The following is a 21,381-nucleotide window of genomic DNA, read 5'->3' as shown; positions in this document are numbered from 1 at the left end:
GCTGCGCGGCTCGCGACCGGCATGTAGCTGGATCGACCAGCCGCTCCTGACGGCGACATGCGGCGGCGACACGTCGGTGGTGGCCGAGGTTCTTGCAGCCTTCCAGCGAACCTGCGAGGACGACTCGGCCGAACTCGGGCAGGCGGTGGGCGCCGGCGACCTCGCGCAAGTCACCCAATTCGCCCACCGCATGGCGGGCGCCGGCAAGATGGTCGGTGCGCCCGCGTTCGCAGCCGCGTGCGAGCACATCGAGCGCGCCAGCCGCATCGGCGACTGGAAGGCGGCTCTCGACGGCATGTCCGCGTTCGTGCAGGAACGGATGCGCCTGGCTGCTTATTTCGAGGGTCGCAAGGAACCGACATGACGGCAAGTCCGTTCCGTTCAGTACGTTCGCCGCATTCGCCGATCACGCTGTCTCCGGACGACGATCCATATCTGCTGAGGCCCCTTGACCTGGGGGCAAGCTACCGGAGCCAAAGCATTCAAGGAGTAGTTTGCAGTTGATCGAGGTCCAACAGCAGATAGCTCGCTGATCGCCCTGCCTCTCGATTCCCGTCGTCGCTGACGATGATGATTCGGACCACCCCGTCGATGACGGCCGGGCTCACCCCTTCCGCGCGCTCCAGACCCTGAAGACCTGGAACCGCGACACGTTGCGCTGCACCACCTGACCCATTCCAGAGCCAGAGGGCGAACTGGCCCGGCTCGCGCGAAACCGGCCCACTGATGACCAGGTACTCGCCGATGGAGGGGACGTAAGACAACCCGCGAATTCCGTGGCCGCCCAGATCCAGCTCATCGAGATCAGCCGCCAGCCGAGGTACCTCATCCGCCTCGAAGAGGCCACGTGGATTCTCGACGCTGGCGATGATCGCGCGGCCGTCGTGCAATGGGCTGCGAAAGCCGATCAGCAGTCGTTGCTGGTCCGGGCTGATCTCCAACGCTTCAATATTGAGCCCGCCACCGGCTTTGACATCCCGGATCTTCGCTGCCGTGGCCAGTTCAGGATGCTTCGCCGTCAGGGCGCGCTTCAATCCGTCGACGACTTTGGGGTCCGCAACCCGACTCCCCTCGACCCGGAACCGAACCAGTCGTTCACGAGACTTCTTTTCGTCGCCTTCGTCATCTCGGGAATGCGATGTGATGGCGTAGACGAAACCTGCTCGGTCCAAAGCAAGTCCTTCGAGATCATCCAGTTTCCAGAAGTCGCTGAAGATCTGAAACAGTCCAGCAGTCAGTTCGGTACAGTCGACACTTCCATCGGCGCCGATCACCACCAAACTGAAGGGATGGCGCTTTTCGTCCTCTACCACAAGGAAGCGCCCGTCCGGCAACTGCTGGATCGCCGACGGCTCATAGATGCCGGTCAAGGGCTGGAAAGCGGGAGGTCCTTTGTGCGCCATGGAAACATTGTCTACCCATGCGTCCGCTCATCCCTCATCGGGTGGCCTCGTGTCGAAGCTCGGATTGTTCTGCTTTCGGCAACCTCCTGAGGTCACCCCAACGAAATTCCGAACCATGCGGCGCGGGCTTCGGATGGCTTACTTCTTCGGACGCCCAGCCTTCAGCGGTACCAGCGAATCAAGCGCGCCGCGCAGTTGGGCGTCGGTGAGCTGCTGAAGCGCATACAGCCCGGCTCGCAGAAGCTCGCTCTTCTTGGCGGGGCGTTTGAAGCCTAGCGCGCGGTCCTTGAGGATGGCAATCAGACCGAAGTCCTGCTGGGGCATCGTGAAGCTGTCTCGCACGAGCTTGCCTTTGGTTTTGGCTGCGTCGCGCACGGACTCGGAGGAAGTGGCCTGGAAAGACGTCGTCAACCCCCTACGGGGAGCAGCACGCCGTGTAACCTGAGGCGGCGCGACGACGGCCTTCAGTGGCCGCGTCTTCTTCGCAACTGCCTTCTTCGATGCTGCTTTCTTCGCCGACGTCGTCTCTTTGGGTGCGACGGCCTCGACGCCGACTTTGACCGACGCCTCCTTCTTGGCGGCCGCCTTCTTCGTCGCGGCTGCTTTGGGCTTGCGCACTGGCGCCTTCTTGACCGCCGGCCTTTTGCGTGCCACCGACACCGCGGTTGGCGGATTCGAAGGCAGCGCCGTTGCGGCAGGAGTTGTCGACTCTGCCGGTGGCTGGTCCGCGGAGCCGACCACTGCCGGGTCGGTTGCGTCATTGGGCGTGGAAGTCATTTCGTTGTTGGTCGGGCCAAAGTCAGTCATTGAGAATTTGCCAATATGGTGTAAATGATTTACACCATAATTTTAAAGCAACCGTCAGCGCCCGGTATCTTCCCCCTTGCCTTTCTTTACGCGCCTCTGCACTGTCCACCAAGTGGCCAACGGCGTATGAGCAATTTGGATCCTTCGTCCCCCCTCCCGGAACCGGGCCGGATTGCGCGGCGGGCGAAGGCCGCCGATCAGACCGGGTGGAGCCGTTGGCTGCCGGGACTCCGCACGCTGCGCGGGTATCAAGTGGCCTGGTTGCGGCACGACATCGTTGCAGGATTGGTGCTGACCACGATGCTGGTGCCCGTCGGCATCGCCTACGCGCAGGCGTCGGGCGTACCCGGCATCTATGGCCTCTACGCGACCATCGTTCCGTTGCTCGCGTACGCCGTGTTCGGACCCAGTCGGATTCTGGTGCTGGGCCCGGACTCCTCGTTGGCCGCCGTCATTCTCGCCGTCGTCCTTCCGCTGTCCGGCGGCGACCCGCATCGCGCGGTCGCACTTGCCGGCCTGATGGCGATCGTGTCGGGGACGGTATGCATCCTCGCTGGAGTCGCGCGCCTGGGCTTCGTCACCGAGCTTCTCTCCAAGCCGATTCGCTACGGCTACATGAACGGCATCGCGCTGACGGTATTGATCAGCCAACTGCCCAAGCTTTTCGGCTTTTCGATCGAGGGCGACGGACCGCTGGGAAACCTAAGGGCTATCGCTACGGCGGTGTTGGAGGGTAAGACCAACTGGACCACGTTCATGGTCGGCGCAGGCACCCTGGCGGTCATCCTGCTGCTCAAGGGCAGCAAGCGCTTGCCGGGCATCCTGATCGCCGTGGTGGGAGCGACCGTTGTCGTTGGCGTGCTGGACCTTGCGGCACGCGCTGGGGTGTCGGTCCTCGGCGCCCTTCCACAAGGCCTGCCCGCGTTCGCCATCCCGTGGATCACTACCGCCGACATGGTTCCCGTCCTGATCGGCGGTTGCGCGGTCGCTCTTGTCTCGTTTGCCGACACCAGCGTGCTCTCTCGTGTCTATGCGGCGCGCACGCGTACCTATGTCGACCCGAACCAGGAGATGGTGGCGCTCGGCGCGGCCAATCTGGCGGCCGGATTTTTTCAGGGCTTTCCTATCAGCAGCAGTTCGTCACGCACCCCCGTGGCCGAGGCGGCAGGCGCCAAGACGCAGCTGACCGGCGTCGTGGGAGCACTTTCCGTTGCCTTGCTGCTGGTCGTGGCCTCGGACTTGCTGAAAAACTTGCCCACCAGCGCACTGGCTGCAGTCGTGATCGCATCGGCTATCGGCCTGATCGAGGTCACCGACCTGCGACGAATCTATCGCATCCAGCGCTGGGAGTTCTGGCTTTCGATCGCCTGTACCGTCGGCGTGGCCGTGCTGGGCGCGATCGAGGGCATCGGCCTGGCCATCGTGATTGCGATCATCGAATTCCTGTGGGATGCCTGGCGCCCCTACTCCGCGGTTCTGGGACGCGCCGACGGCGTCAAGGGCTACCACGACATCACGCGCTATCCCGACGCGCGTCTCATCCCCGGCCTGGTCCTATTTCGCTGGGATGCGCCGCTGTTCTTCGCCAACGCCGAGCTGTTCCACGACCGGGTGCTCAACGCCGTGGCTTCATCGCCTACGCCAGTGCGCTGGCTGGTCGTTGCGGCGGAACCGGTCACGAGCGTGGACGTGACCTCCGCAGACATGCTGGCCGAGTTGATCGAAACCTTGAGCGCGGCAGGCATTCATTTGTGCTTTGCCGAGATGAAGGACCCCGTCAAGGACAAGCTGAAGCGCTTCGGGCTTTTCGCACGGCTTGGGGAAGCGGCGTTCTTTCCGACCATCGGCGCCACCGTCAGCCGATATCTCGAGACCCATCCGGTGGACTGGGTGGACTGGGAGGACGAGAAGCGCTGAGTTCATACTGCCCGCCATCGATCTCCGTTGAGCTTTTCAGGGCAGGCCGTTCTCAGCCCCCTTGTCGCTGTCACCCATGTCGTATGCAGGTCGCCAGCTCATGAACGGCTACGTTCAGGGGCAAGGTCTTCGAGGCAGATCTGATCTCTGTTTGGGGCATCGAATCTAGCGCTACACACTTCTGGAATGGGCCTATTGCTGCCCCTCGTCATCGACCGATCAACGGCGGTTGTGCAGCGGTAGCAGCCGTTCGACAGCTCGGTCCGTGGTCGGCCGACAGCAGCCATCGCCGACAGCACGTAGGCTCTAGTCGAGCGCGTTCTTCAGTCAGAGACCGCGTCGAAGATCGACACAGGATCGCCCTCCAATATCCCTCGAAATCTACCCCGAGGCAATCCTGCTCACCAGAGGAACTCGCTAGGCTGCGCCGCCGATCTCGATGTCGGCCCATACAAGATGGTGATCGGATGCCTCGTCGGCTTTCTTCTTCACCGTGTCAAATGGCGCCCAAGTATTCGGATGGTAGGAGCCGCGCCGTTCGATCCCCGTGCTGGAGACACTCGGCCACAGTGCAGAAGAGAAGATCAGGTAATCGATCTTGTTATTCTTCGTCCCAGTGTTGTACGTTCCCGGGCGATCTGTCGGATATGAGGCGTGCTGCATCACATCCTTCCACCCATCCGTGAACAGCGGCTTCAACGGCGCGCTGTCGGGGGTGTCGTTGAGATCACCGCCCAGCACCACGTACTGGCTGATCGTCGCTTCGGCATTGCGCACGATTTGCGCAGCCGTCGTGGCTTGCAGCGTGCGCAGCGCCTGGGCGTCGTCGTCGTTGCCGCCCCGCTTGGACTTGAAGTGATTGGGGCACAGCACCAGGCGCTCCTGATTTGGCAGCTCGATCACGTACTCGGGACAGTCACGCGAGAACACCCGGGAACCGTCTACCGCAACATCCACGTGCGAGCGCATCACGTTGATCGGGTAGCGGCTCATGATCCCGACGTCGATCCCGCGCGCGTCGTTCCCGTCGATCACCATTACATGAGGGAATGCGCGCTTGTACATCCCGCCCAGCACCTGATCGTTGAACCTCTCCAACGAGGGCCGGTTCTCGACCTCCACGCACAGGAGGATGTCGGGACTGCTCTCCGCAATGACCCGCCCGGTGTTGCACACGGCCAGCCAGGTCACATCCTTGCGCAGCAGTTCGAACCAGCCGGTCCAATCATGCTTGCCGTTCGGCTTCACGTGCAGGCTGCCGCCCTGGCGGCTGAAGAGAGGGCCTCGGATCTGCTGCAACTGCAACAACGCGTTCTTTGGAGGATTCAGGGCGGAGAACCGGTAGCGCTTGTCCAGGCGCAGCAACTCCTCCTTGTCTTCGGCCGTGTAGCTGTCCTTCTGGACGATGCCGTTCAACAGCGCGTGATCCTCGATCGCTTGTTGGCCGGCCTCGGAATCCTCTAGCATCGCCGACGGGCGCGTGAACAGGTTCTCCAGGTTATACGTGGCGATACGTACCTTCATCGAAAAATCCTCCTCCGTCGCTGTTGTGGGGCACGCATCATTGGAACGGATTGCGACGCACTGACGATGCGCCGCTCGTGGCTGTGCTCAGTCGTCGTCCCAGTCGTAGCCTCCTCCGCGATGGTCGCGATCGCGACCGCCGTGGCCGTGGCCGTGGCCGTGGTCATGACCCTGATCACCGTCGTCGTTCGCCAGCGAGAACGGCAGACGGATCTTCAGGAGTTCCGTGTTGTCGGACGCCAGTTCGCGTCCACCGCCATACGGGAAATTGTTGTCGTTGACGACAAGTAGCGTGCGGGGGTCAAGCATCAGCACGTCTTCGATCGTCGTGTACGGGAACGTGAAGGTCCTCTGGCCGTCGGCGTTCAGGTCGAACGGATCGGCGAGGTTCATCAGGTCGACGAGCTCGGTCTTGCGCACCGTGCCGCCGTCGGGCACGCCCTGCAGGTCGATCAGGAACACCTTCTTGAATGGGGTCGGATTCGGCGAGGTGGCCGTGCTGCCGTTGCGCTCAAGCACGATGAAGCGGCGATCGTCGACCGCGACCATGTCGCCGATGTTGGTGCCGTTCGGATCGAGCGGGTAGGCGTAGCTGCGACCGGTGTAGTGTTCTCGCGCGAGATCGAACTCGTTGATGCGGCGCGTCTTGTCGGGATCGCCAGCCACCTGGCCTTCGAGCAGCGTGTAGAGTTTGGTCTCGCTCTTGTTGATCGCCATGCCTTCGAAGCCGCCCGAGCTCGGCAGGTTTGCCGTCACCTTGCCCGCGATCACGTCCTTGTGCTGCGGCGCGTAGACGCCCGGCAGCGGGATCTCGCTGCGCAGCACGGTGCCGTTCGCGTCGGTCTTGATCAGGTATGGGCCGAACTCGTCGCCGAACCAGTAGTTGCCCTCGCGGTCGCGGCGGAACGACTCGACGTCGAAGTCGGCGCCGGTGAGCAGGCGGGCGGCACGGATGCCGGGGTCGACCGGCGCCTTGGCTGGATTGTTGTAGTAGTTCGCGTAGTCGGCCTGGATCGGGATCGTCAGCTTGCGGTGTGCATCGTTCAACTGCAGTCGGGTGCGCGCGTCGAACCCTGGGCGGACCTTGCCGCTGCCCAGGTCGGCCGGCTCGATCGTGCCTCGGCCGCCCTTGGGCGTGCGCCAGAGGATGCGCAGCGCATAGCTGCGCAGCAGCGCGTCGGCCGAGTTCGCCTGCGAGCCGAAGCCGTTGTCGACCAAGAACTGGAACACGTCCTTGCGCGGCCCGTCGAGCACGCCCGAGAAGCCCTGAACGGGCTGCTTGCCGACGTATGGCGGCACATTCGTGCCGTAGGTGTTGGGCGCGGTGAACTGCCCGGACGTCGGCCCGTCCGCGAAGGTGGCGGCCGGCATCTGGGCCCAGCCGATCAGCATCTGCGCATGAGCGGCACCGGCGCTCAGCAGCAAGGACGCGGTGAGCGGCGTGAGAGCGCGCCGCACGGCGGATGGGATCGAACGCATGTCATTCCTCGATCGAGTGATGGAATGCGCGCGATGCTGGCCATGTGTTGTGTCAAGCCGTTGACATGCGTGTGAGCCAATCGCTCGCGTCAGCAGCGCGCCGGTGAGGGCAGGATGAGTTCGACCTGCGGACCCAGGTCCGAGCGCCGCCGGCGAGTCCGCGTCCCCTCCGCCGGCACACGTCGCCGTGAAGCTGCCGAGCGCTACGCGACCGGACGTCGCAAGCGCCAAGCGCAGGCACTCGCGCCGATACGGCAGGCAAAGGGGATGGAGCGATGAGCCTCTGCCAACTCGTGTTGAATCGAGACTCAAGCTTGGTAAGCCGATATGACCCAAGTGTGACCGGCCCGAAGCCATTTTGCCTGTAGAGCAGCAACTGGCAACCCTGCTGTGCATAGCCTGCGTTTGCTCCTTGAGAGCAGGCGGGGCTGCCGCGGCTGTGCTATCTCATGGTCGCCAAGTCCCGGACATCGGCTCGGAGGGACGCCCGGTCGCCTTTGGCCAGTGGCAGGTTGACGAACAACTCGAGTCTGCGGCGCAGCGCGTAGAGGACTTGGATTGCCCCGTAGGCCGTCTTCTCCGGATCTTCTAATGCGGCAACGTCCGGCATCGACCACAACGCGGTATCCGGTTGCCCCGGCCATGCCGGCTGGGTCCCGATGGTCTCATCGTCCAGCGTGATGATGAACGAGGCTCTTCCGGCACCCCGTTCCTTCAACCTGTCCCAACTTGTCGGAACGCCGAGAGGCGGCCGCATCCGGGCGCTCGCCAGCGCGCCGAGCGCCGCCGGATGAATTTCGCTGGCGAGGTGCCTCGGAGAGCCGCACGACAGGGCCGCATAGCGGTCACCGCCTATGTGTTCGAGACATGCATGTGCAAGAACGCTTCGCAGCGAGTTGCGTTTCGAAACAAAAACCACCCCGACCCTGGCAGCTGTTGAGATATAGAGTCGAGCTTAGCGACTAGGTGTGGCAGTTCAATCCCAATCCCGCCGGCAGCTTCTCCACCCTATAAGGACGATGCGATGAGTAAGGATCAAGCTCGCCTGCAGCACCTCCTCGTGCGAATGCAGGCCCGGTACGGAGAGCACGATCCCGATGTTCTTCAGCTTCGCGACGCGGTGCAGCGACTGGAGCGCGACGAGTCCCGCGTACGCGGAACCCTGCGCTATTCCGATACACCGTTGTTTTGCAACCGGGCAGCACGCCTGGCGCACGGAAGCCAGAACCGAGGCCTGTTGTAGAGACGGTCGCGGACATCGGGAACCTCGGGATTCGAAGCGCAAGTTGCATTTCCCTACCAGCGTCCACGACCGTCACTGCATATCCTCGCATTGCACTCTGACGCGCAGGTGACTTCTCACTTCCAGCTGGAAGATACGCGGATCCTGTAGATCCGGCCGCATCCACCCGCCTGGCCTGTGCCATCAGCAAAAATGTTCTTCGGCATACCTTGAAATGTTGAGCGCTGGACAGCTTAAACGGGCACGCAAGTTCCTTGCTTGGATTGAGGCTGCCATCGAGCGTTACGGTTGCGCAGACGCCAGTGCCCGCTTGCGACGAGCAAGCGCCGACCGACGCCCGGACACGACGCACGGCGTCTGCAAGCGACGTGACCTTGCTCGACGAGATCAAGGCCCAGATTACCGAGTTGCCGACCTATGGCTACCGGCGTGCCTGCGCATTGGTGAACCGACATAGGGCCAACACTGGTGCTCACGGGTCAATGCCAAGCGCATCTACCGCGTGATGGCGGCCCATGCGTTGCTGCTACCGAAGGGACCGCGAGATCCTGGCCTATCGGGCATGGGAGGGCAAAGGGCTGCCGGGCGAGCCAGTGCGCGAGATGCTCATCGAGGCCGTGGAGAAGCGCTTCGGCGGCGTCGAGGGTGTTCCCAGTACCCACGCCTTGGAGTTCCTCTCGGACCACGGGGGCGCCTACATCGCGGCCGAGACTCGACAGATCGCTCGACAACTGGGCCTGAGCCCGGTCAACACGCCCGTGTGCAGCCCCCAGAGCAACGGCATGGCCGAGAGCTTCGTGAACACGTTCAAGCGCGACTACGTCAGCCGCATGGACCTTGCCGATGCGAGAACGGTGATGGCGCAGATGGCCGCAGCCTTCGAGCACCTCAATGAGGTGCATCCGCACACGGCATTGAAGAAATCACTCAGGGAGTTCAGGCAGCATCGCGCTGCCCACCAGCGCCTTGCTCAGATCGAGCAGACGCTACATTGCGAATAGCCCGTGTCCTGAAATACGGGGGCAAGATCAAGAACGGGCTGTCGCTCCGTGTTCCTCCATACTGCTGTGCGATTCGCAGCTTCTGTCAGTCCGGAGTGTGAGGTGCCGGAGTTGCACCATCACGCTGCACTTCCTCGCTTCTTCCGCCCCTTCGGGGCCGGGCTTGAGGGGCCGGCTTCGGGCGCATTGAGCGCATAAAACTCATGCAGCTTGGCCGCCAGCAGCCGCTTGTCCGGCAACTGCGTCTGGTACTGGGCCACCAGGGCGGGCGAAAGCGTACGGCTCAGCGCGTACTCCACCACCTCGCTGTCCTTGCTTGCGCACAACAGCAGCCCGATGGCCGGATTCTCGTGCCGCTTTCTAACGTCGCGGTCCAGTGCCTCCAGGTAGAAGTTCAGTTTGCCCAGGTGCTCGGGCTCGAAGCGCTCCACCTTCAGTTCGATGGCAACCAGGCAGTTCAGGCCTCGATGAAAGAACAGCAGGTCCAGCGCGAAATCGCGCCCGCCCACCTGCAGCGGAAATTCCGAGCCGACAAAGCAGAAGTCACGTCCAAGCTCGATGAGGAAGGTGCGAAGCTGAGTCAGCAAGCCGTGGTGCAGGTCAGCCTCGGTATGGCCGGCGGGCAGATCCAGGAACTCCAGCGCGTAGGCATCCTTGAAGGCATCAGAAGCTGCTGTGCCATGAATTTCTCTCACCGCTGGTGAGAGTTTCGGCGGCCTCAGCACGGCGTTTTCGAACGCCGCCAGACGAAACTGGCGCTCCAGCTCGCGCTTGCCCCAGCGCTGCTGCACGGCCATGCGCAGATAGAACTCGCGTTCCTCAGGCCGCTTGGACTGAGCCAGGATGATGAGGTTGTGCGTCCACGGCAAAACTCTCACCAGTGACGAGAGTTTCTCGTCCCCGCGGTAGGTGTCGTAGAGCTGCCGCATACGCCACAGGTTTTGCGCCGAGAACCCGCGCACGCCGGGCACGGTCCGAGCCAGGTACTGCGCCAAGCTCTCAACGACCCCTTCGCCCCATTCGGCCGCGGCCAGCTTGCTGCTGATGTACTCGCCAATCTGCCAATACAGGCCGACAAGCTCCGTGTTCACCGCCTGGTAGACGCGCTGCCGAGCCTGTTCGATGAAACTCACCACCTCGGCAAACGATGCCTCCAGGTTTGCGCGCCCCACCTCCCTGGGGGACACAGCTTGCGATTTGCCGGCTGGTTTGCGGGCAATCATGCTGGCTGGCGTGCGGCCCAGAGCCCATCGCGTAGGCCCTCTGCCTGTCTCTCGGTAGCCAGAGTGTCGGCACTGAATTCATCTGGGCCACGTAGCGCAGAAACGATGTTGTAGTGAATGGCATGCTCCATCTTTGGAATTGTCCCGCAAACGCAGCAATCGATCGGTTCCTGGTTCCGCTCAGAACGACACCTCTGTCGATGACCTCAATTTCTCCCTGATGCCGGTTAGCGCTCCAATCCTCGGCTTCTGGCCTGCTCTTTCCAGCGCGCAGCCATCCGCTGCGCATCGGTCTGCACGGCCGGCATCCGCGCGACGAAGCGATCCACCCGTGCGGCCAGTTCCGCTTCGCCCTGCCTTCGAAGCGCATCCGCCGTTGCGCGCCAGTCCGCCTCCACGTCTCTCCGGGTGCCCTGCATTGCCTCCTTGCCGGCATCCAAGGTGCCCCGGCCCGACCGGAGGACCTGGAGCACGCTGTCCAGCTTGGCGCGCATGAAAGTCGAGGTCTTGGGCGGCCGACGCTTGGCCCGCTCGCCGGTCGGCCACTGCGCGAACGTGCGAAGTGCGCGGAGCCGATGATGAATCGCGTCCCGATACGGCTTGCGGATCTGGCCTCGTACCTGCCTCGGCGTCGCATTGGCCGCCACCCCCTGTTCGCGCATCAGCGCGGCGAACTGTTCTCGCCATTGCCGTAGCGTGGCCTTGCGGATGTAGAGGCGCTTGCCGGGCTCGAACTCGTGCTCGCACTTGACGACCAGGTGCACGTGCGGGTGCGGCTGGTCGGTGTGCAGCACCATCGCGTAGCGGTACTGCAGCGCGAAGTTCTCGCGCGCGAACACGCGCGCCGCAGCCAGCACCTTCTCCGCAGGGGTCCCCGCCGGCATCGACAGGACGATGTTGTGGACGAGCTTCGCACGGGTGTCCTTCTGAGCATCGGCCGGCTTGGGCTTGTACTGGCTTCTGCAAAGGTCCAGCTGCCAGTCGGCCACGATCTCCTTGGCTGCGCCTCGCCCCTGCATTCTCAGCCCCCCGTCGGTTTCCATCGGCAGCTTGCCGTGCCGGCCGATGTAGCGCAGATGCGCGTCCACGCCACCGACGTCCCGCCCGCCGCCGGAGACCTTCACCATCACCTCGGGCGTGCGGCCCACCGTGCGCTGGATCTGCGCGATCTGGTCGGCTCCGAAGCGCAGCGTGCCGCTCGGTCCACGCCGTCCGTAGCTCACGATGTCCAGCGCCATGTCGCGGGAGCCGCCAATCGGCCCGCGTCCGCTTCGCCCCAACCTCACGGTCTGCTTAGGCATTGCCAACCTCGCTGCCGGTCTCCCAGCTGATCAGGTTCCGGCGCACCACGGCGGCCGTTGCCTCGCGTGCTGCCTCGACCTCCCGCCGGGCCAATGCGATCGCATCGCGCAATTCCGACGCCGCCGGCTCCGCCAAAGTGTTCGGCATGCCGAGCATCCGAAGCTGCCGCCCGAGCGCAGCCAGCTGCGCGCCGGTCGCCTTGATCAGATCCAGCTCGTTCGGCGGCAGCACCGCCGTGCCGCGAACATGGTTGTGGATCAGCATGGCGAGGTAACTCCCGGTCCTCATGCCACGGGCACCAGCCCGCTCTGCCGCCAGCGTTCGATCGCCGTTGCGAAGCCGCAGCGTGATGCGATCCTCTGCAACACCGTCGACAGTCGAATCGCGCGCGATCCGTTGCTCGCCCGATTCGCGCGCCAAAGCGCGGTCGGTCTTCAGCACTTCGTCGACCAGTTTGGCGAGCAGACCCGACTCGCTGAGCTGATGGCGCGCGGCCAGCGCTGCAAACCGCGATCTCGTATCGGACGACAGCCGGGTCCCAATCACGCTCGATCGAGAGGTCTTGGTCATCGCAACGCCATGGCTGTTAACAAAGTCTGACGGCAGTCTATCCTGCCCTCAAAGCGGCGCAAGGACTCAGCGTTCGGCAGGCCTAACACCCCTCTCATCATCGCGCAGCGCGAGCTACGGATCACCGCAATACCGACACCCCACGGTCGTCCCTGATTGTTTGGCATGCCGAACACTTTGCTGCGAGAACCGCACAGCGAGCCGAACGTTCGGCGTGCCGAACAACAGACAGTCGAGGGCAATAAAAAGAACCGCAGGATCACTGCCGGCTTCGGAAGGACCATCGTCGTGTGATCTCAATCCGTTTCGTCGTCCTGCTCGCTTCGATCAACTGCCGCGAAAGGTCGGACTTCCAATGCGGCAACATCCGGCATCGTGCGGTGTGGTACCCATCTGCCCGGCCATGCCGACTGGGCCCCATTGAGCCGCACGGACAGGGCCGCAAAGCGTCAGCGCCCTGTCAGCTGTTGACGCATAGAGTCGATCCTACCGAGCAGGCGTGAGAGGTAGGTGAATCCCGCCAGCAACTTTCCCATCCTATAAGGACGATCGATGAGCAAGGATCACGCTCGCTTGCAGCACCTCTTTGTGCGCATGCAGGCTCGATATGGAGATCACGATGCTGATGTTCTTCAACTTCGTGAGGCGGTGCAGCGACTGGAGCTTGAAGAGACCCCAGCCCGCGGGACTCTGCGCTATCTGAATGCCCCCCAGTTTGCCGACCGGGCAGCACGCTTGGCGCACGTGGGCCAACCCGAAGGGTTGTTGTAGAGGCAGTCGCGAACATCGCAAACCTCAGAATTCGAGACGCAAATTGCTTCCCCCTTCCGGCGTCGCGACCTTCGATGTAGATCCTCACATCGCGCTCTGAGTGGATGTGACGTCGGTCTACCGCTTGCAGGGATCTGAAGACGCTGCCGTGGTGGGATTGACAGCAGCGGGGCCGATCGCCGACATGGATCATCTCGTTGGGTCGGCGCGGACGGTGTGGAAGGGTTCGCACCTTGTCGGCTGCCGCCTCCAGGTTGACGGCCCCAACGCCGCGGCGCAGTTCAATCAGGTGCAGAAGAATCCAAGCTGAAAATCCAAGCGAGCACAGGCTGATAGCCACGGCGCCAGGCTCGCGACGCGAAACGTCGGCGACTTCAAGGGCTGTTGGGTCGTGACCGTCAATCCGCGGACCTTGGCCAGGAGGATCATCCTCAGCTCGCCCCTTGCAGGAGAACCGGGATGACGAATCGCCCACAGTTCGAAGAGGGCCGGAACCGCGGCACTGCAGCGCCTTTGTGTCCATGCGTGCAAGGGCACGTGTCATGCCGGCGCGGTCGCCGTTTCCTGGCGTGTCCCTGCAACGGCCGGCGCTTCCCCTTCGCTCCTCGACCCCGGGCTTCTTCGGTGATGTGGATGAGGTGCTGCACGGCGAATCCTAGCGCGACAAGGGGGCCGGGCCGAGGGGCGGCATCTCCCTCCCCACGATGAATTCGTAGGCCGCGCCGGCATGCCGCGCCGCCGTGAAGATCGCCGTGCGATCGTTCTTCAGCACCTGCAGCCAGCTGTCCAGATAGGCCGCATGCCCCTCGATGGAGGCGTCGACCAGGCCGCAGTGCCCCATGACGAACGCCGAGCCGAGCTCGGCCACCAGCTCTTCGAACGCATAGGCCGCATCGCCGAAGCGTTTTCCGAACTGTCGATTCAGCCGGCTCGGATGACCGGTCCAATGCACCAGTTCGTGCAGCGAGGTGGCGCAGCAAGCTTCGGCGCTGGTGAAGCGGCTCGGCCATGGCAGGCGGATCTCGTCGAGCTGCGGCAGGTACATCGCGCGCTCGAAGCCATGCCGGATCGTCGCATCGCAACCGCCAAGGAGGCGCAACGCACGCTCCACCGGCCCCTGCGGGGATTTGACGGGATCGACGCAGAGCTCAACGACGTCTGTGGGCAGCGCGTCGATCTGCGCGATGTTGAAAACCCAGAACGGCCTGGCCAGCATCACGCCACCGCGCGACGAGCCCTCCGCGCTGCCCTCTTCCTCGCCATCCTGAATCGACGCAGCGCCATCGGCATCCGGCCCTTCGCGGCTCCTCCGTGCCTTGCGTTCGAAGTGCGCACACATCACCGCGCGCTCGCCCTTGCGAACCTGCGCGCCCAAGGCCGATGCCTGCCTGTAGGTCAGCCAGACATTCGACGCATACCCGTGCTCGATCGCTGCATCCCAGAGCAGCAGCACATTGGCGCCGCGATAGGGCTCCCTGGTCTTGCCATTGCGCGGCATGCCGCGCGAGGCCGCCCTTGTGCAGCGTTCGCGGAATACGTTGCCACCCCTCTCGAGCATGGCCACGATGCGGTCGGTGACGATCTGCCGCACGTCCATCCGCCCGCCGCTGCCACTCACTGACTTCCTGTCGTCATCAGCGCCTGCTTTGGGTGAGCCCTCGGGGGGTACGGGGGGAACGCCCGTGGCTGTTCGGTTGTCCGCATTGCGCTGACGGGTGGAAGAGCTTGCATGCATGGCTGAGCCTTTCTGCGGGGTGTGCCGCGGTGGTTGAACATCTGCTTTCGGAGCCGCCTCGGCGCATGAAAAGCGAGCGCAGGGGCCGATGTCCAGGGGCCGCCCGGAGGCCGCAGCCGATCGAAGAGAGGACCGGGTGAGGACGGAGGCGTTGCCCGAAGCCCTGGACAGCGGCCCGGGGCGAGCTATGCGTCGGTCAAGAGGCGGCTTCGAAGGCAGATGCCCCGCGGCTCACCCCACCAGCACGGCGCATCCGCGACCCGTCGGCGCCTCGGCGGCCAGCAGGCCGCGGCCGTAGCGCCTCTGCGCGCAGGCGCACACGCTAGAGAAAGAAAAGCTCGTTCACGAGGGTCAAGGGGTCGCGCTCCAGCGGCCACTCACATGCAAGCCCTCGCGAAGCCGCCCACGGCGGCGCAGCCTTGGCGAAGAGACTGCCGCGCTATCCCCTCGTTCCTTTGGTACGCACTGGCCGTCTTACAGTGAGTGTGGCGTTTCAGAAGAGGCAGCTTGGAACGGCACTGCTGTGGGATGCAGGGGCTGCGCGCAATGCAGTCGGGCATGGGCGTCTTCGCGTTGATTGTCGATGCCAAGGGTGAGGTTGCAGCCGCGTTCTACGAGCATTACGGATTCACTGCATTCAGCGCCAACCCACTGGCCTTCATCCTTCCGATGGCGACTCTCGCGAACGAGAACTGAACACGCCACGCGGCTTCCAGGTCAAGCTCGTCGCCTTGCCACTACCTGATTCGCTAAGCTTCGGTCAGAAATCATTGCGCTTGCCGCGAATGTTAAGGGGGGATCTATGCCTCGTGAATCCAGTTTGACCGACGAGCTGCGGATGCTATTGCATTCGCGCCGCACGGCCGCCTTAGGCACTGTGGGTGATGACGGAGCGCCGTTTGTCTCCATGACCCCGTTCGCGGTGGAGCCATCTCTTGGATGCCTGGTCATTCATGTCAGCGACTTGGCCGCCCATACGCGTCACCTTCGAGACCGGCCCAAGGTATCTGTGCTTGTCATGCAGCAGGAGTTGCCTGGCGAGCCGGTGCATGCGCTTCCACGCGCGACTCTGGCGGGCGACGCCGATGTGCTGGAGAGCCACAGCCCGGAGTGGGGGCCGTGCCGAGCCGCATACTTGGCGCGCTTTCCTGAGGCAGAGCCCATGACGCAGCTGAGTGATTTCCGGTTTGTCGCAATCCATGTCCACCGCGCCCGCCAGATCTCAGGGTTCGCAGCGGCGCGTGACGTCGGCGAGGAAGAGGTTCATCACGCCTTGCGCGCCGAGGCGTGACGCAATCAGCAGGTGATGAGCTCTGTATGCCCGAAGCCCTTGGAATAGTCGAGCACGGAGATGACCGAGGGCGTGACGCGGAACAGGCGAACCTCGTCCGGGGTCGGCATCTTCATCGGCAGCGGCCCCGCCTCGGGGTATTTCAGAGGTAGCAGGCGCAAGACTTTCTCCGCTTCGGCCCGATCATCCACCGCATGCGCACGTGCACCCATCGACAGGCCGGTGATCGCCATCAGATCCGACGTGTCGTGGTCGATCGTCAGCGAGAGCCGATCATCTCGCGCCAGGTTTTTCGCCTTCTGGCTGTCCAGTCCGCAGAGAAAGTACAGGGTCAGGCCTTCGTTCACGTAGCCGACAGTCGTTGCCTGCGGCCAGCCATCCGGGCGCAGCGTCGCGACCGTCATGATTCGATGTTGATCCAGCAGCGCCAGGATCTTGCGTCTGATCTCGTCGTCCATGAAGCTCCTCCACAATCGTCATAAAAGGGCCGGTCTCATTCTGGGCGTGTTCGGCGGCTCGACCTTGACCTTGATCAAGGGCTGACCGCATCGGATCGAATGCGCGCCTTGGCCGGGAGAGCGTGATTGGCGACCTCTCCAGTCGACTCTGGGCGCCGTCGAGACTGGTTGCTTCTGGCCGCCGGCTGCTGAAGTAGTCTGCAGTATTCGCTCCGGTAGGCGGCTACCGCCGCACCCCGGACGGTCCGAAAGGCTTCAAGCCGGGCGGTGCGATACCGCGCTCAGACCGCCACCGCCTTCATATGGCGCGCCACGCGTCGAGGCAGTGCGCGGCAAGCGCGGTGACCCAGTATGGCTCGTCTGCATCGAAGGCAAACCCGAACTTGGGGGAAATGAGAAAGCCTGCCTTCCCGAACGCCGACGGATCGTTGGTTCGGACGAAGGATGCAAGCGCAGCGAATGGCACGGACAGATTGCCGATATGGACCACAGGAGCTTGCATGGTGATCTCTTCCAGCCTGCCGCAGTCCTGGAAACGAAAGACGACCGCTTCGTAGTCGAGTTCATTGAGGCCGACCAGGTTTCGGTGCGTTCTCGCGGGATTGCCCCGCATCTTCACGATCTCTTCTCTCGTGGCCGAGAACGGTACTTCATCGACGCGGATGAACGGATCCAGCTTCATTTGTTCGGCCAGTACGCAGGCGCAGAAGTGCCTGAGATCATACGCAATGAAGGGTCAGGCTTCTGGCCGCCGTCCTCGCCACGGCTTCGACCGGACCCCGCGTGGTCGGCAGGTGCATTGTCGGTGCAGCATGTCAAGCGTTGTCGGTCAATATGTCGATGCGCGGTTTTCCAGTGACGTGGCATGGGTGATGGATCGTGATCAGAGGGTGGGGCACGGTGCCACCACCAACCTGCCCCGTTGCTCTCGCGGGATGGCCACGCTCGGTTGCAGGTGGTGCAGCATCAGCAACGAGTCGATACGGTTCATGAGTGCGGTGCGCTGCGTGGCAGCCGCGCGAGTTCGGGAAGTGTGCGGCGCGCATCTTCGCCCTCACTGGGAGTCACGCATTCCGTGCCTTCAGCGCAGCCCTTCGGAATTCTTGGGAGGCATCACCTTGTCTGCGGACCGCGTGCCGAGCGACCCCCCGTCACGCATTCCTCCACTGGCTTGCTTCTTCATCGCGAAGCTATGCAGCCGGCTGCAGTTGGGCGATTGTGCTTCGGACATACCCCCTTTGTCTGATGCGCCACGGTCCGCGGCACGTCACGATGCGCGTCGGGGAGCTTGAGGTGGCGTGGGCGTCCCTCGGCGCAAATCGCCAACCTGCGAACTGGAGGAGTGATCATGGTCCGAGACCGGCTGGCTGCTGCGCAGCGGGGCATCGCGCTCGCCGAGATCGTCGACTCTGCGCCCATCGCGCCTGCAAGCGGCAAACGCGTTGCGCGCGCCGCAAAGGCGGCGGGTGCTGTCGGCGGGCCGGCGCCCACACGGGCCGGGCGAGCGCCTTCAGGGGGCGCTGCCGGCGCGTTCACCGGGCCGTTTCTCTCACCGTCCTCTTTGACGAAGGCCGAGCGGTTGAGGCTCGTCGACGGTGTCGAGCGCGTCATCGAAGGTGTGTTCGCGCACCTGCCGCTCAAGCGCGCGCGCTACGGCGTCGACCCGGTGCAGCGGCTGCGTATCCTGCGCACGCAGATCGACCGGTTGTCGAGTGACGAATTCCACATCGAGCTGGCGGGCGTGGTGACGCGGCTGCGCGATGCGCACACGCGCTACGCCGGCCCGGCGAGCCTGTCGACCAAGGTTGCGGCCCTGCCCTTCCTGGTCGAGATGTTCGGCCCTGCCGCCTCGCCGACCTACGTCGTCACCCGCGTCGCCGCCGGCCTGGACGCGGCCTTCAGGCCAGGCGTGGTGCTGGAGTTCTGGAACGGCGTGCCGATCGACAAGGCCGTGCGCAGGCACGCTGACGAGGAGGTCGGCGGACGGACCGACAGCCAACGCGCGTGGTCGGTCCAGAGCCTGACGCTGCGCTCGCTGCAGTACGGCCCGCCACCGGACGAATACTGGGTCGTGGTCGGCTACCGCGGCACCGCGGCCGACGGCACTCCGACGGGTTCGCCCCGGGAGATCAAGATTCCCTGGCGCGTCGTCGACCCGGGCGAGATCGACGAGATGCTGCCGGGCGACCCTACCGGCCGTGCGGCCGCGCGCCTGCGTCGCACGCGCGCGGTCGATCCGGCGGCAGCGATCGCGCGCCGCGCCAAGATGCTGCTCTTCGCGCCCGGTGCGCTGACCGGCGAGCAGGCCAGTGCACAGCCGGCGCCGAAGTCGTCGTCCGGTCGCAAGGCGCCGGCCGCCAAGGTGGTTGCCACCGAGCTCACGGGCACGCTCAAGGCCGTGTCGCTGGCCCAGCCGGGGGGAGCCATCGCCTACTTGCGCATCTACGGCTTCGACGTCCCGCCGGAGGATTTCATCCCCGAGCTGCAGCGGCTCATCCCTCTGCTGCCGGACAACGGGCTCATCATCGACGTGCGCGGCAACCCGGGCGGCTACATCCTGGCGGCGGAATCGGCGCTGCAGCTCTTCACGCCCAAACCGATCCATCCGACGCGCTTCTCGATCCTGTGCACTGCCTTCACACGCACGCTCGCCGCACTGCCGGGCATGGAAGAAGAGCTCGGGCCGTGGAAGGAGTCGCTCGAAGCGGCGGTGCGCAATGGCGAGCTGTATTCGCAGCCGCTGCCCATCACGAGCTTCGCTGAGTGCAACGCGATCGGCCAGCAATACGGCGGGCCGGTCGTTCTTGTGGCTGACTCAACCACCTACTCCTCCGGTGATCTGTTCAGCGCCGGCTTCGTGGACAACGCCATCGGCCCCTTCGTCTGCGTCGGCGAGGCCACCGGTGCCGGCGGCGCGAACGTCTGGGACTACGAGGACCTGCGCCCGCTGATGGCCGGCACCGACTTCGAGCTGCCGACGCTGCCGGACGGCATCGGCATGTCCTTCGCGTTCCGTCGCGCCACACGCGCGGGCCCGTCGGAAGGCCTGCCGATCGAGGACGTCGGCATCGCCGGCACGCCGTACGCGATGACGCGCGACGACCTGCTTGCAGGCAACGCGGACCTGCTGGCCCATTGCTTCGAGCTCCTCAAGCAGCAGCGCCGAAGCAGCCTGATCGTCGAGGTGAGCAAGACTGCGCGCGAGATCACCGTGCGCCACGCCGGGCTGACGCGGCTGGACCTGCTCTTCGACGGTCGTCCGGGCACCAGCCTTGCCCTGCGCGCGCGAGCGCCGGTGGTCGTGCCGTACCCGGCCGGCACCAAGGTGGTCGAACTGTTCGGCTTCGGCGGCGAGGAACTGCTGCAGAAGCGGCGCGTGGACGCCCGCCGCTGACACGACTCACACGACAACAAGGAGCACGCTCATGACATTCCGCATCTCCTGGGCCGCACTCGTCGCGGTCTCGTCGTTCTGCTGCGCGACAGCGTCGGCCCAGTTTCCCGACGCCCGCGACACGCCGCCAGCGGGCTGGGCCGGGCCGGTCTTCAAGCTGAAGCAGGACTACCCGCAGACGCTGCCCGCCGTCGGCTCGCGCCCGTGGATGAGCTTCGACTTCCGCACCCAGCCCAACGAATACATCAAGGCGGTGCTCGACTACGCGCTGGAGGGCAACAAGCAAGTCGACTTCGTCGTGCAGGACAACACGACGCGCGGCTGGTACCACGCTCCGTGGATGCACATCGGCGCGGCCGGCCGCGAGTTCGTGCGGGGGCTCACGCGTGAGCGCAGTTCGCGACCCGGCGAACTGGCCCCGACCCAGACGGGCACCTTCGAGAACTGGGCCGTCAGCGTCTACAACCCGCGCGGTGGCTACACGCTGGGGCGCGTGTGGAAGGACCCCGACGCACCGAACCCGAGTGTCGCGAAGTTTCCGGTGGGCGCCGTCAGCGTCAAGCTGATCTTCACCGAGGCGCCGGTGAGTCAGGTGCCGTACCTCGCAGGCTCGGTGGAATGGCAGGCCGACATCAACCGTAGCCGCAACACAAACCCGCGGCCCACGCTGCGCCTGCTGCAGGTCGACGTGGCGGTGCGCGATAGCCGCGCGGCCTCGACTACCGGCTGGGTCTTCGGCACCTTCGTCTACGACGGGAATGCACCGGGCGCGACGCCGTGGGACCGGCTGGTGCCGGTCGGCCTGATGTGGGGCAACGATCCGACGCGCGTAGGCACGAGCCAGGCCCTGCAGCAGACCAAGATCAATGCTGGACTGCAGATTCCGCAGCACCTGGGCTTCGAGAAGCGGCTCAACGGGCCCGTGGACAACCCGCGCTCGTCCTGCCTGTCGTGCCATTCGACGGCACAGGTGCAGACCGACCTCTCGCGGCCGACGCGCGCGGCGATACCGCCGGCTGGCGCAACCGCGGCGACGCTGCGCCTGTACTTCCGCAACATCAAGTCGGGCACGCCCTTCGATTCGAACGCGCTCGCGCTCGACTACTCGCTGCAACTGCAGAACGGCATCGCGAACTGGGCGCAGACCGAGGGGCCGTCGTCGAGCCCGCAAGGCGGCGCGCGCGCCACCATCGGCTCAGGAGCGAGGCGGCTCGACCGCTCGCACGGCATCAACATCCGGCCCGTGGGCAGGGACGACTGAAC

At 64.5% G+C, this 21,381-nt stretch carries 19 protein-coding genes and 1 pseudogene; 10 read left to right on the top strand and 10 right to left on the bottom strand.

Annotated elements, in window-relative coordinates; translation table 11 throughout:
* The first annotated feature begins 76 nt into the window (after window positions 1-76).
* Complete coding sequence (locus AC3A6B_RS19430; protein WP_487838301.1) at window positions 77-364, top strand: Hpt domain-containing protein; 288 nt, start codon at window positions 77-79, stop codon at window positions 362-364.
* A 118-nt stretch (window positions 365-482) separates the two neighbouring features.
* Here the strand turns inward: AC3A6B_RS19430 and AC3A6B_RS19425 are convergent, their stop codons facing one another.
* On the bottom strand, window positions 483-1,370 hold the full coding sequence (locus AC3A6B_RS19425) for a DUF3616 domain-containing protein (RefSeq protein ID WP_487838300.1): 888 nt from the start codon (window positions 1,368-1,370) through the stop codon (window positions 483-485).
* A 171-nt stretch (window positions 1,371-1,541) separates the two neighbouring features.
* Window positions 1,542-2,210: a hypothetical protein gene (locus AC3A6B_RS19420; protein WP_487838299.1), complete on the bottom strand. Its 669-nt coding sequence runs from the start codon at window positions 2,208-2,210 to the stop codon at window positions 1,542-1,544.
* A gap of 126 nt (window positions 2,211-2,336) precedes the next feature.
* On the opposite strand from AC3A6B_RS19420, the gene AC3A6B_RS19415 reads away from it, so the two are divergent.
* Window positions 2,337-4,127, top strand: a complete 1,791-nt coding sequence (locus tag AC3A6B_RS19415) for a SulP family inorganic anion transporter (protein ID WP_487838298.1) — start codon at window positions 2,337-2,339, stop codon at window positions 4,125-4,127.
* 417 nt (window positions 4,128-4,544) lie between these two features.
* Here AC3A6B_RS19415 and AC3A6B_RS19410 read toward each other — a convergent pair whose 3' ends face one another.
* Both AC3A6B_RS19410 and AC3A6B_RS19405 read right to left on the bottom strand, forming a co-directional pair.
* Entirely contained in the window at window positions 4,545-5,651 is a 1,107-nt protein-coding gene (locus tag AC3A6B_RS19410; RefSeq protein ID WP_487838297.1) for an endonuclease/exonuclease/phosphatase family protein, read from the bottom strand.
* Window positions 5,652-5,738: 87 nt separating this feature from the next.
* Window positions 5,739-7,130: an esterase-like activity of phytase family protein gene (locus AC3A6B_RS19405; protein ID WP_487838296.1), complete on the bottom strand. Its 1,392-nt coding sequence runs from the start codon at window positions 7,128-7,130 to the stop codon at window positions 5,739-5,741.
* 1,024 nt (window positions 7,131-8,154) lie between these two features.
* Between AC3A6B_RS19405 and AC3A6B_RS19400 the strand changes: the two genes are divergently transcribed.
* Complete coding sequence (locus AC3A6B_RS19400; protein ID WP_487838295.1) at window positions 8,155-8,373, top strand: hypothetical protein; 219 nt, start codon at window positions 8,155-8,157, stop codon at window positions 8,371-8,373.
* Between the two features lie 329 nt (window positions 8,374-8,702).
* Window positions 8,703-9,374 (top strand): annotated as a pseudogene (locus tag AC3A6B_RS19395) (integrase core domain-containing protein); the annotation flags it as partial.
* Between the two features lie 119 nt (window positions 9,375-9,493).
* On the opposite strand, the gene AC3A6B_RS19390 reads toward AC3A6B_RS19395, so the two are convergent.
* The 3 genes from AC3A6B_RS19390 to AC3A6B_RS19380 all read right to left on the bottom strand — a co-directional run bounded on the left by AC3A6B_RS19390 (window position 9,494) and on the right by AC3A6B_RS19380 (window position 12,469).
* A complete protein-coding gene (locus AC3A6B_RS19390; protein WP_487838294.1) occupies window positions 9,494-10,597 on the bottom strand; it encodes a PDDEXK nuclease domain-containing protein in 1,104 nt (367 codons plus the stop codon).
* A gap of 227 nt (window positions 10,598-10,824) precedes the next feature.
* A complete protein-coding gene (locus AC3A6B_RS19385) occupies window positions 10,825-11,835 on the bottom strand; it encodes a relaxase/mobilization nuclease domain-containing protein (RefSeq protein ID WP_487838293.1) in 1,011 nt (336 codons plus the stop codon).
* Window positions 11,836-11,890: 55 nt separating this feature from the next.
* Entirely contained in the window at window positions 11,891-12,469 is a 579-nt protein-coding gene (locus AC3A6B_RS19380; protein ID WP_487838292.1) for a hypothetical protein, read from the bottom strand.
* A 552-nt stretch (window positions 12,470-13,021) separates the two neighbouring features.
* Here AC3A6B_RS19380 and AC3A6B_RS19375 point away from each other — a divergent pair.
* On the top strand, window positions 13,022-13,240 hold the full coding sequence (locus AC3A6B_RS19375) for a hypothetical protein (protein ID WP_487838291.1): 219 nt from the start codon (window positions 13,022-13,024) through the stop codon (window positions 13,238-13,240).
* A gap of 100 nt (window positions 13,241-13,340) precedes the next feature.
* Window positions 13,341-13,550, top strand: coding sequence for a hypothetical protein (locus AC3A6B_RS19370; RefSeq protein ID WP_487838290.1), 210 nt, complete (start codon window positions 13,341-13,343; stop codon window positions 13,548-13,550).
* 345 nt (window positions 13,551-13,895) lie between these two features.
* Here the strand turns inward: AC3A6B_RS19370 and AC3A6B_RS19365 are convergent, their stop codons facing one another.
* Window positions 13,896-14,858 (bottom strand): ArdC family protein, encoded by a 963-nt coding sequence (locus AC3A6B_RS19365; protein ID WP_487838289.1) that lies wholly within the window; start codon window positions 14,856-14,858, stop codon window positions 13,896-13,898.
* Window positions 14,859-15,482: 624 nt separating this feature from the next.
* On the opposite strand from AC3A6B_RS19365, the gene AC3A6B_RS19360 reads away from it, so the two are divergent.
* Together AC3A6B_RS19360 and AC3A6B_RS19355 are read left to right on the top strand one after the other, a co-directional pair.
* Window positions 15,483-15,671: a hypothetical protein gene (locus AC3A6B_RS19360; RefSeq protein ID WP_487838288.1), complete on the top strand. Its 189-nt coding sequence runs from the start codon at window positions 15,483-15,485 to the stop codon at window positions 15,669-15,671.
* Between the two features lie 106 nt (window positions 15,672-15,777).
* The gene (locus tag AC3A6B_RS19355) at window positions 15,778-16,266 is read left to right on the top strand and encodes a HugZ family pyridoxamine 5'-phosphate oxidase (RefSeq protein ID WP_487838287.1); all 489 of its coding nucleotides are present in this window, start codon (window positions 15,778-15,780) and stop codon (window positions 16,264-16,266) included.
* Window positions 16,267-16,271: 5 nt separating this feature from the next.
* On the opposite strand, the gene AC3A6B_RS19350 is transcribed toward AC3A6B_RS19355, so the two are convergent.
* Together AC3A6B_RS19350 and AC3A6B_RS19345 are read right to left on the bottom strand one after the other, a co-directional pair.
* Window positions 16,272-16,724, bottom strand: coding sequence for a pyridoxamine 5'-phosphate oxidase family protein (locus AC3A6B_RS19350; RefSeq protein ID WP_487838286.1), 453 nt, complete (start codon window positions 16,722-16,724; stop codon window positions 16,272-16,274).
* 298 nt (window positions 16,725-17,022) lie between these two features.
* The gene (locus AC3A6B_RS19345; protein ID WP_487838285.1) at window positions 17,023-17,406 is read right to left on the bottom strand and encodes a hypothetical protein; all 384 of its coding nucleotides are present in this window, start codon (window positions 17,404-17,406) and stop codon (window positions 17,023-17,025) included.
* Between the two features lie 666 nt (window positions 17,407-18,072).
* Here AC3A6B_RS19345 and AC3A6B_RS19340 point away from each other — a divergent pair.
* Together AC3A6B_RS19340 and AC3A6B_RS19335 are read left to right on the top strand one after the other, a co-directional pair.
* The gene (locus tag AC3A6B_RS19340; RefSeq protein ID WP_487838284.1) at window positions 18,073-20,118 is read left to right on the top strand and encodes a S41 family peptidase; all 2,046 of its coding nucleotides are present in this window, start codon (window positions 18,073-18,075) and stop codon (window positions 20,116-20,118) included.
* 31 nt (window positions 20,119-20,149) lie between these two features.
* Window positions 20,150-21,379, top strand: a complete 1,230-nt coding sequence (locus AC3A6B_RS19335; RefSeq protein ID WP_487838283.1) for a hypothetical protein — start codon at window positions 20,150-20,152, stop codon at window positions 21,377-21,379.
* Window positions 21,380-21,381: the final 2 nt, after the last annotated feature.

Source organism: Variovorax sp. Soil_C_33 (assembly GCF_057656935.1).
This window is presented reverse-complemented; position numbering and strand designations above follow the sequence as displayed.

Coding starts and splice junctions, on each gene's coding strand:
- AC3A6B_RS19420 (WP_487838299.1), bottom strand. CDS start 2,210: ATGACTGACTTTGGCCCGACCAACAACGAAATGACTTCCACGCCCAAT.
- AC3A6B_RS19415 (WP_487838298.1), top strand. CDS start 2,337: ATGAGCAATTTGGATCCTTCGTCCCCCCTCCCGGAACCGGGCCGGATT.
- AC3A6B_RS19410 (WP_487838297.1), bottom strand. CDS start 5,651: ATGAAGGTACGTATCGCCACGTATAACCTGGAGAACCTGTTCACGCGC.
- AC3A6B_RS19405 (WP_487838296.1), bottom strand. CDS start 7,130: ATGCGTTCGATCCCATCCGCCGTGCGGCGCGCTCTCACGCCGCTCACC.
- AC3A6B_RS19400 (WP_487838295.1), top strand. CDS start 8,155: ATGAGTAAGGATCAAGCTCGCCTGCAGCACCTCCTCGTGCGAATGCAG.
- AC3A6B_RS19390 (WP_487838294.1), bottom strand. CDS start 10,597: ATGATTGCCCGCAAACCAGCCGGCAAATCGCAAGCTGTGTCCCCCAGG.
- AC3A6B_RS19385 (WP_487838293.1), bottom strand. CDS start 11,835: ATGGCGCTGGACATCGTGAGCTACGGACGGCGTGGACCGAGCGGCACG.
- AC3A6B_RS19380 (WP_487838292.1), bottom strand. CDS start 12,469: ATGACCAAGACCTCTCGATCGAGCGTGATTGGGACCCGGCTGTCGTCC.
- AC3A6B_RS19375 (WP_487838291.1), top strand. CDS start 13,022: ATGAGCAAGGATCACGCTCGCTTGCAGCACCTCTTTGTGCGCATGCAG.
- AC3A6B_RS19355 (WP_487838287.1), top strand. CDS start 15,778: ATGCCTCGTGAATCCAGTTTGACCGACGAGCTGCGGATGCTATTGCAT.
- AC3A6B_RS19350 (WP_487838286.1), bottom strand. CDS start 16,724: ATGGACGACGAGATCAGACGCAAGATCCTGGCGCTGCTGGATCAACAT.
- AC3A6B_RS19345 (WP_487838285.1), bottom strand. CDS start 17,406: ATGAAGCTGGATCCGTTCATCCGCGTCGATGAAGTACCGTTCTCGGCC.
- AC3A6B_RS19340 (WP_487838284.1), top strand. CDS start 18,073: ATGGTCCGAGACCGGCTGGCTGCTGCGCAGCGGGGCATCGCGCTCGCC.
- AC3A6B_RS19335 (WP_487838283.1), top strand. CDS start 20,150: ATGACATTCCGCATCTCCTGGGCCGCACTCGTCGCGGTCTCGTCGTTC.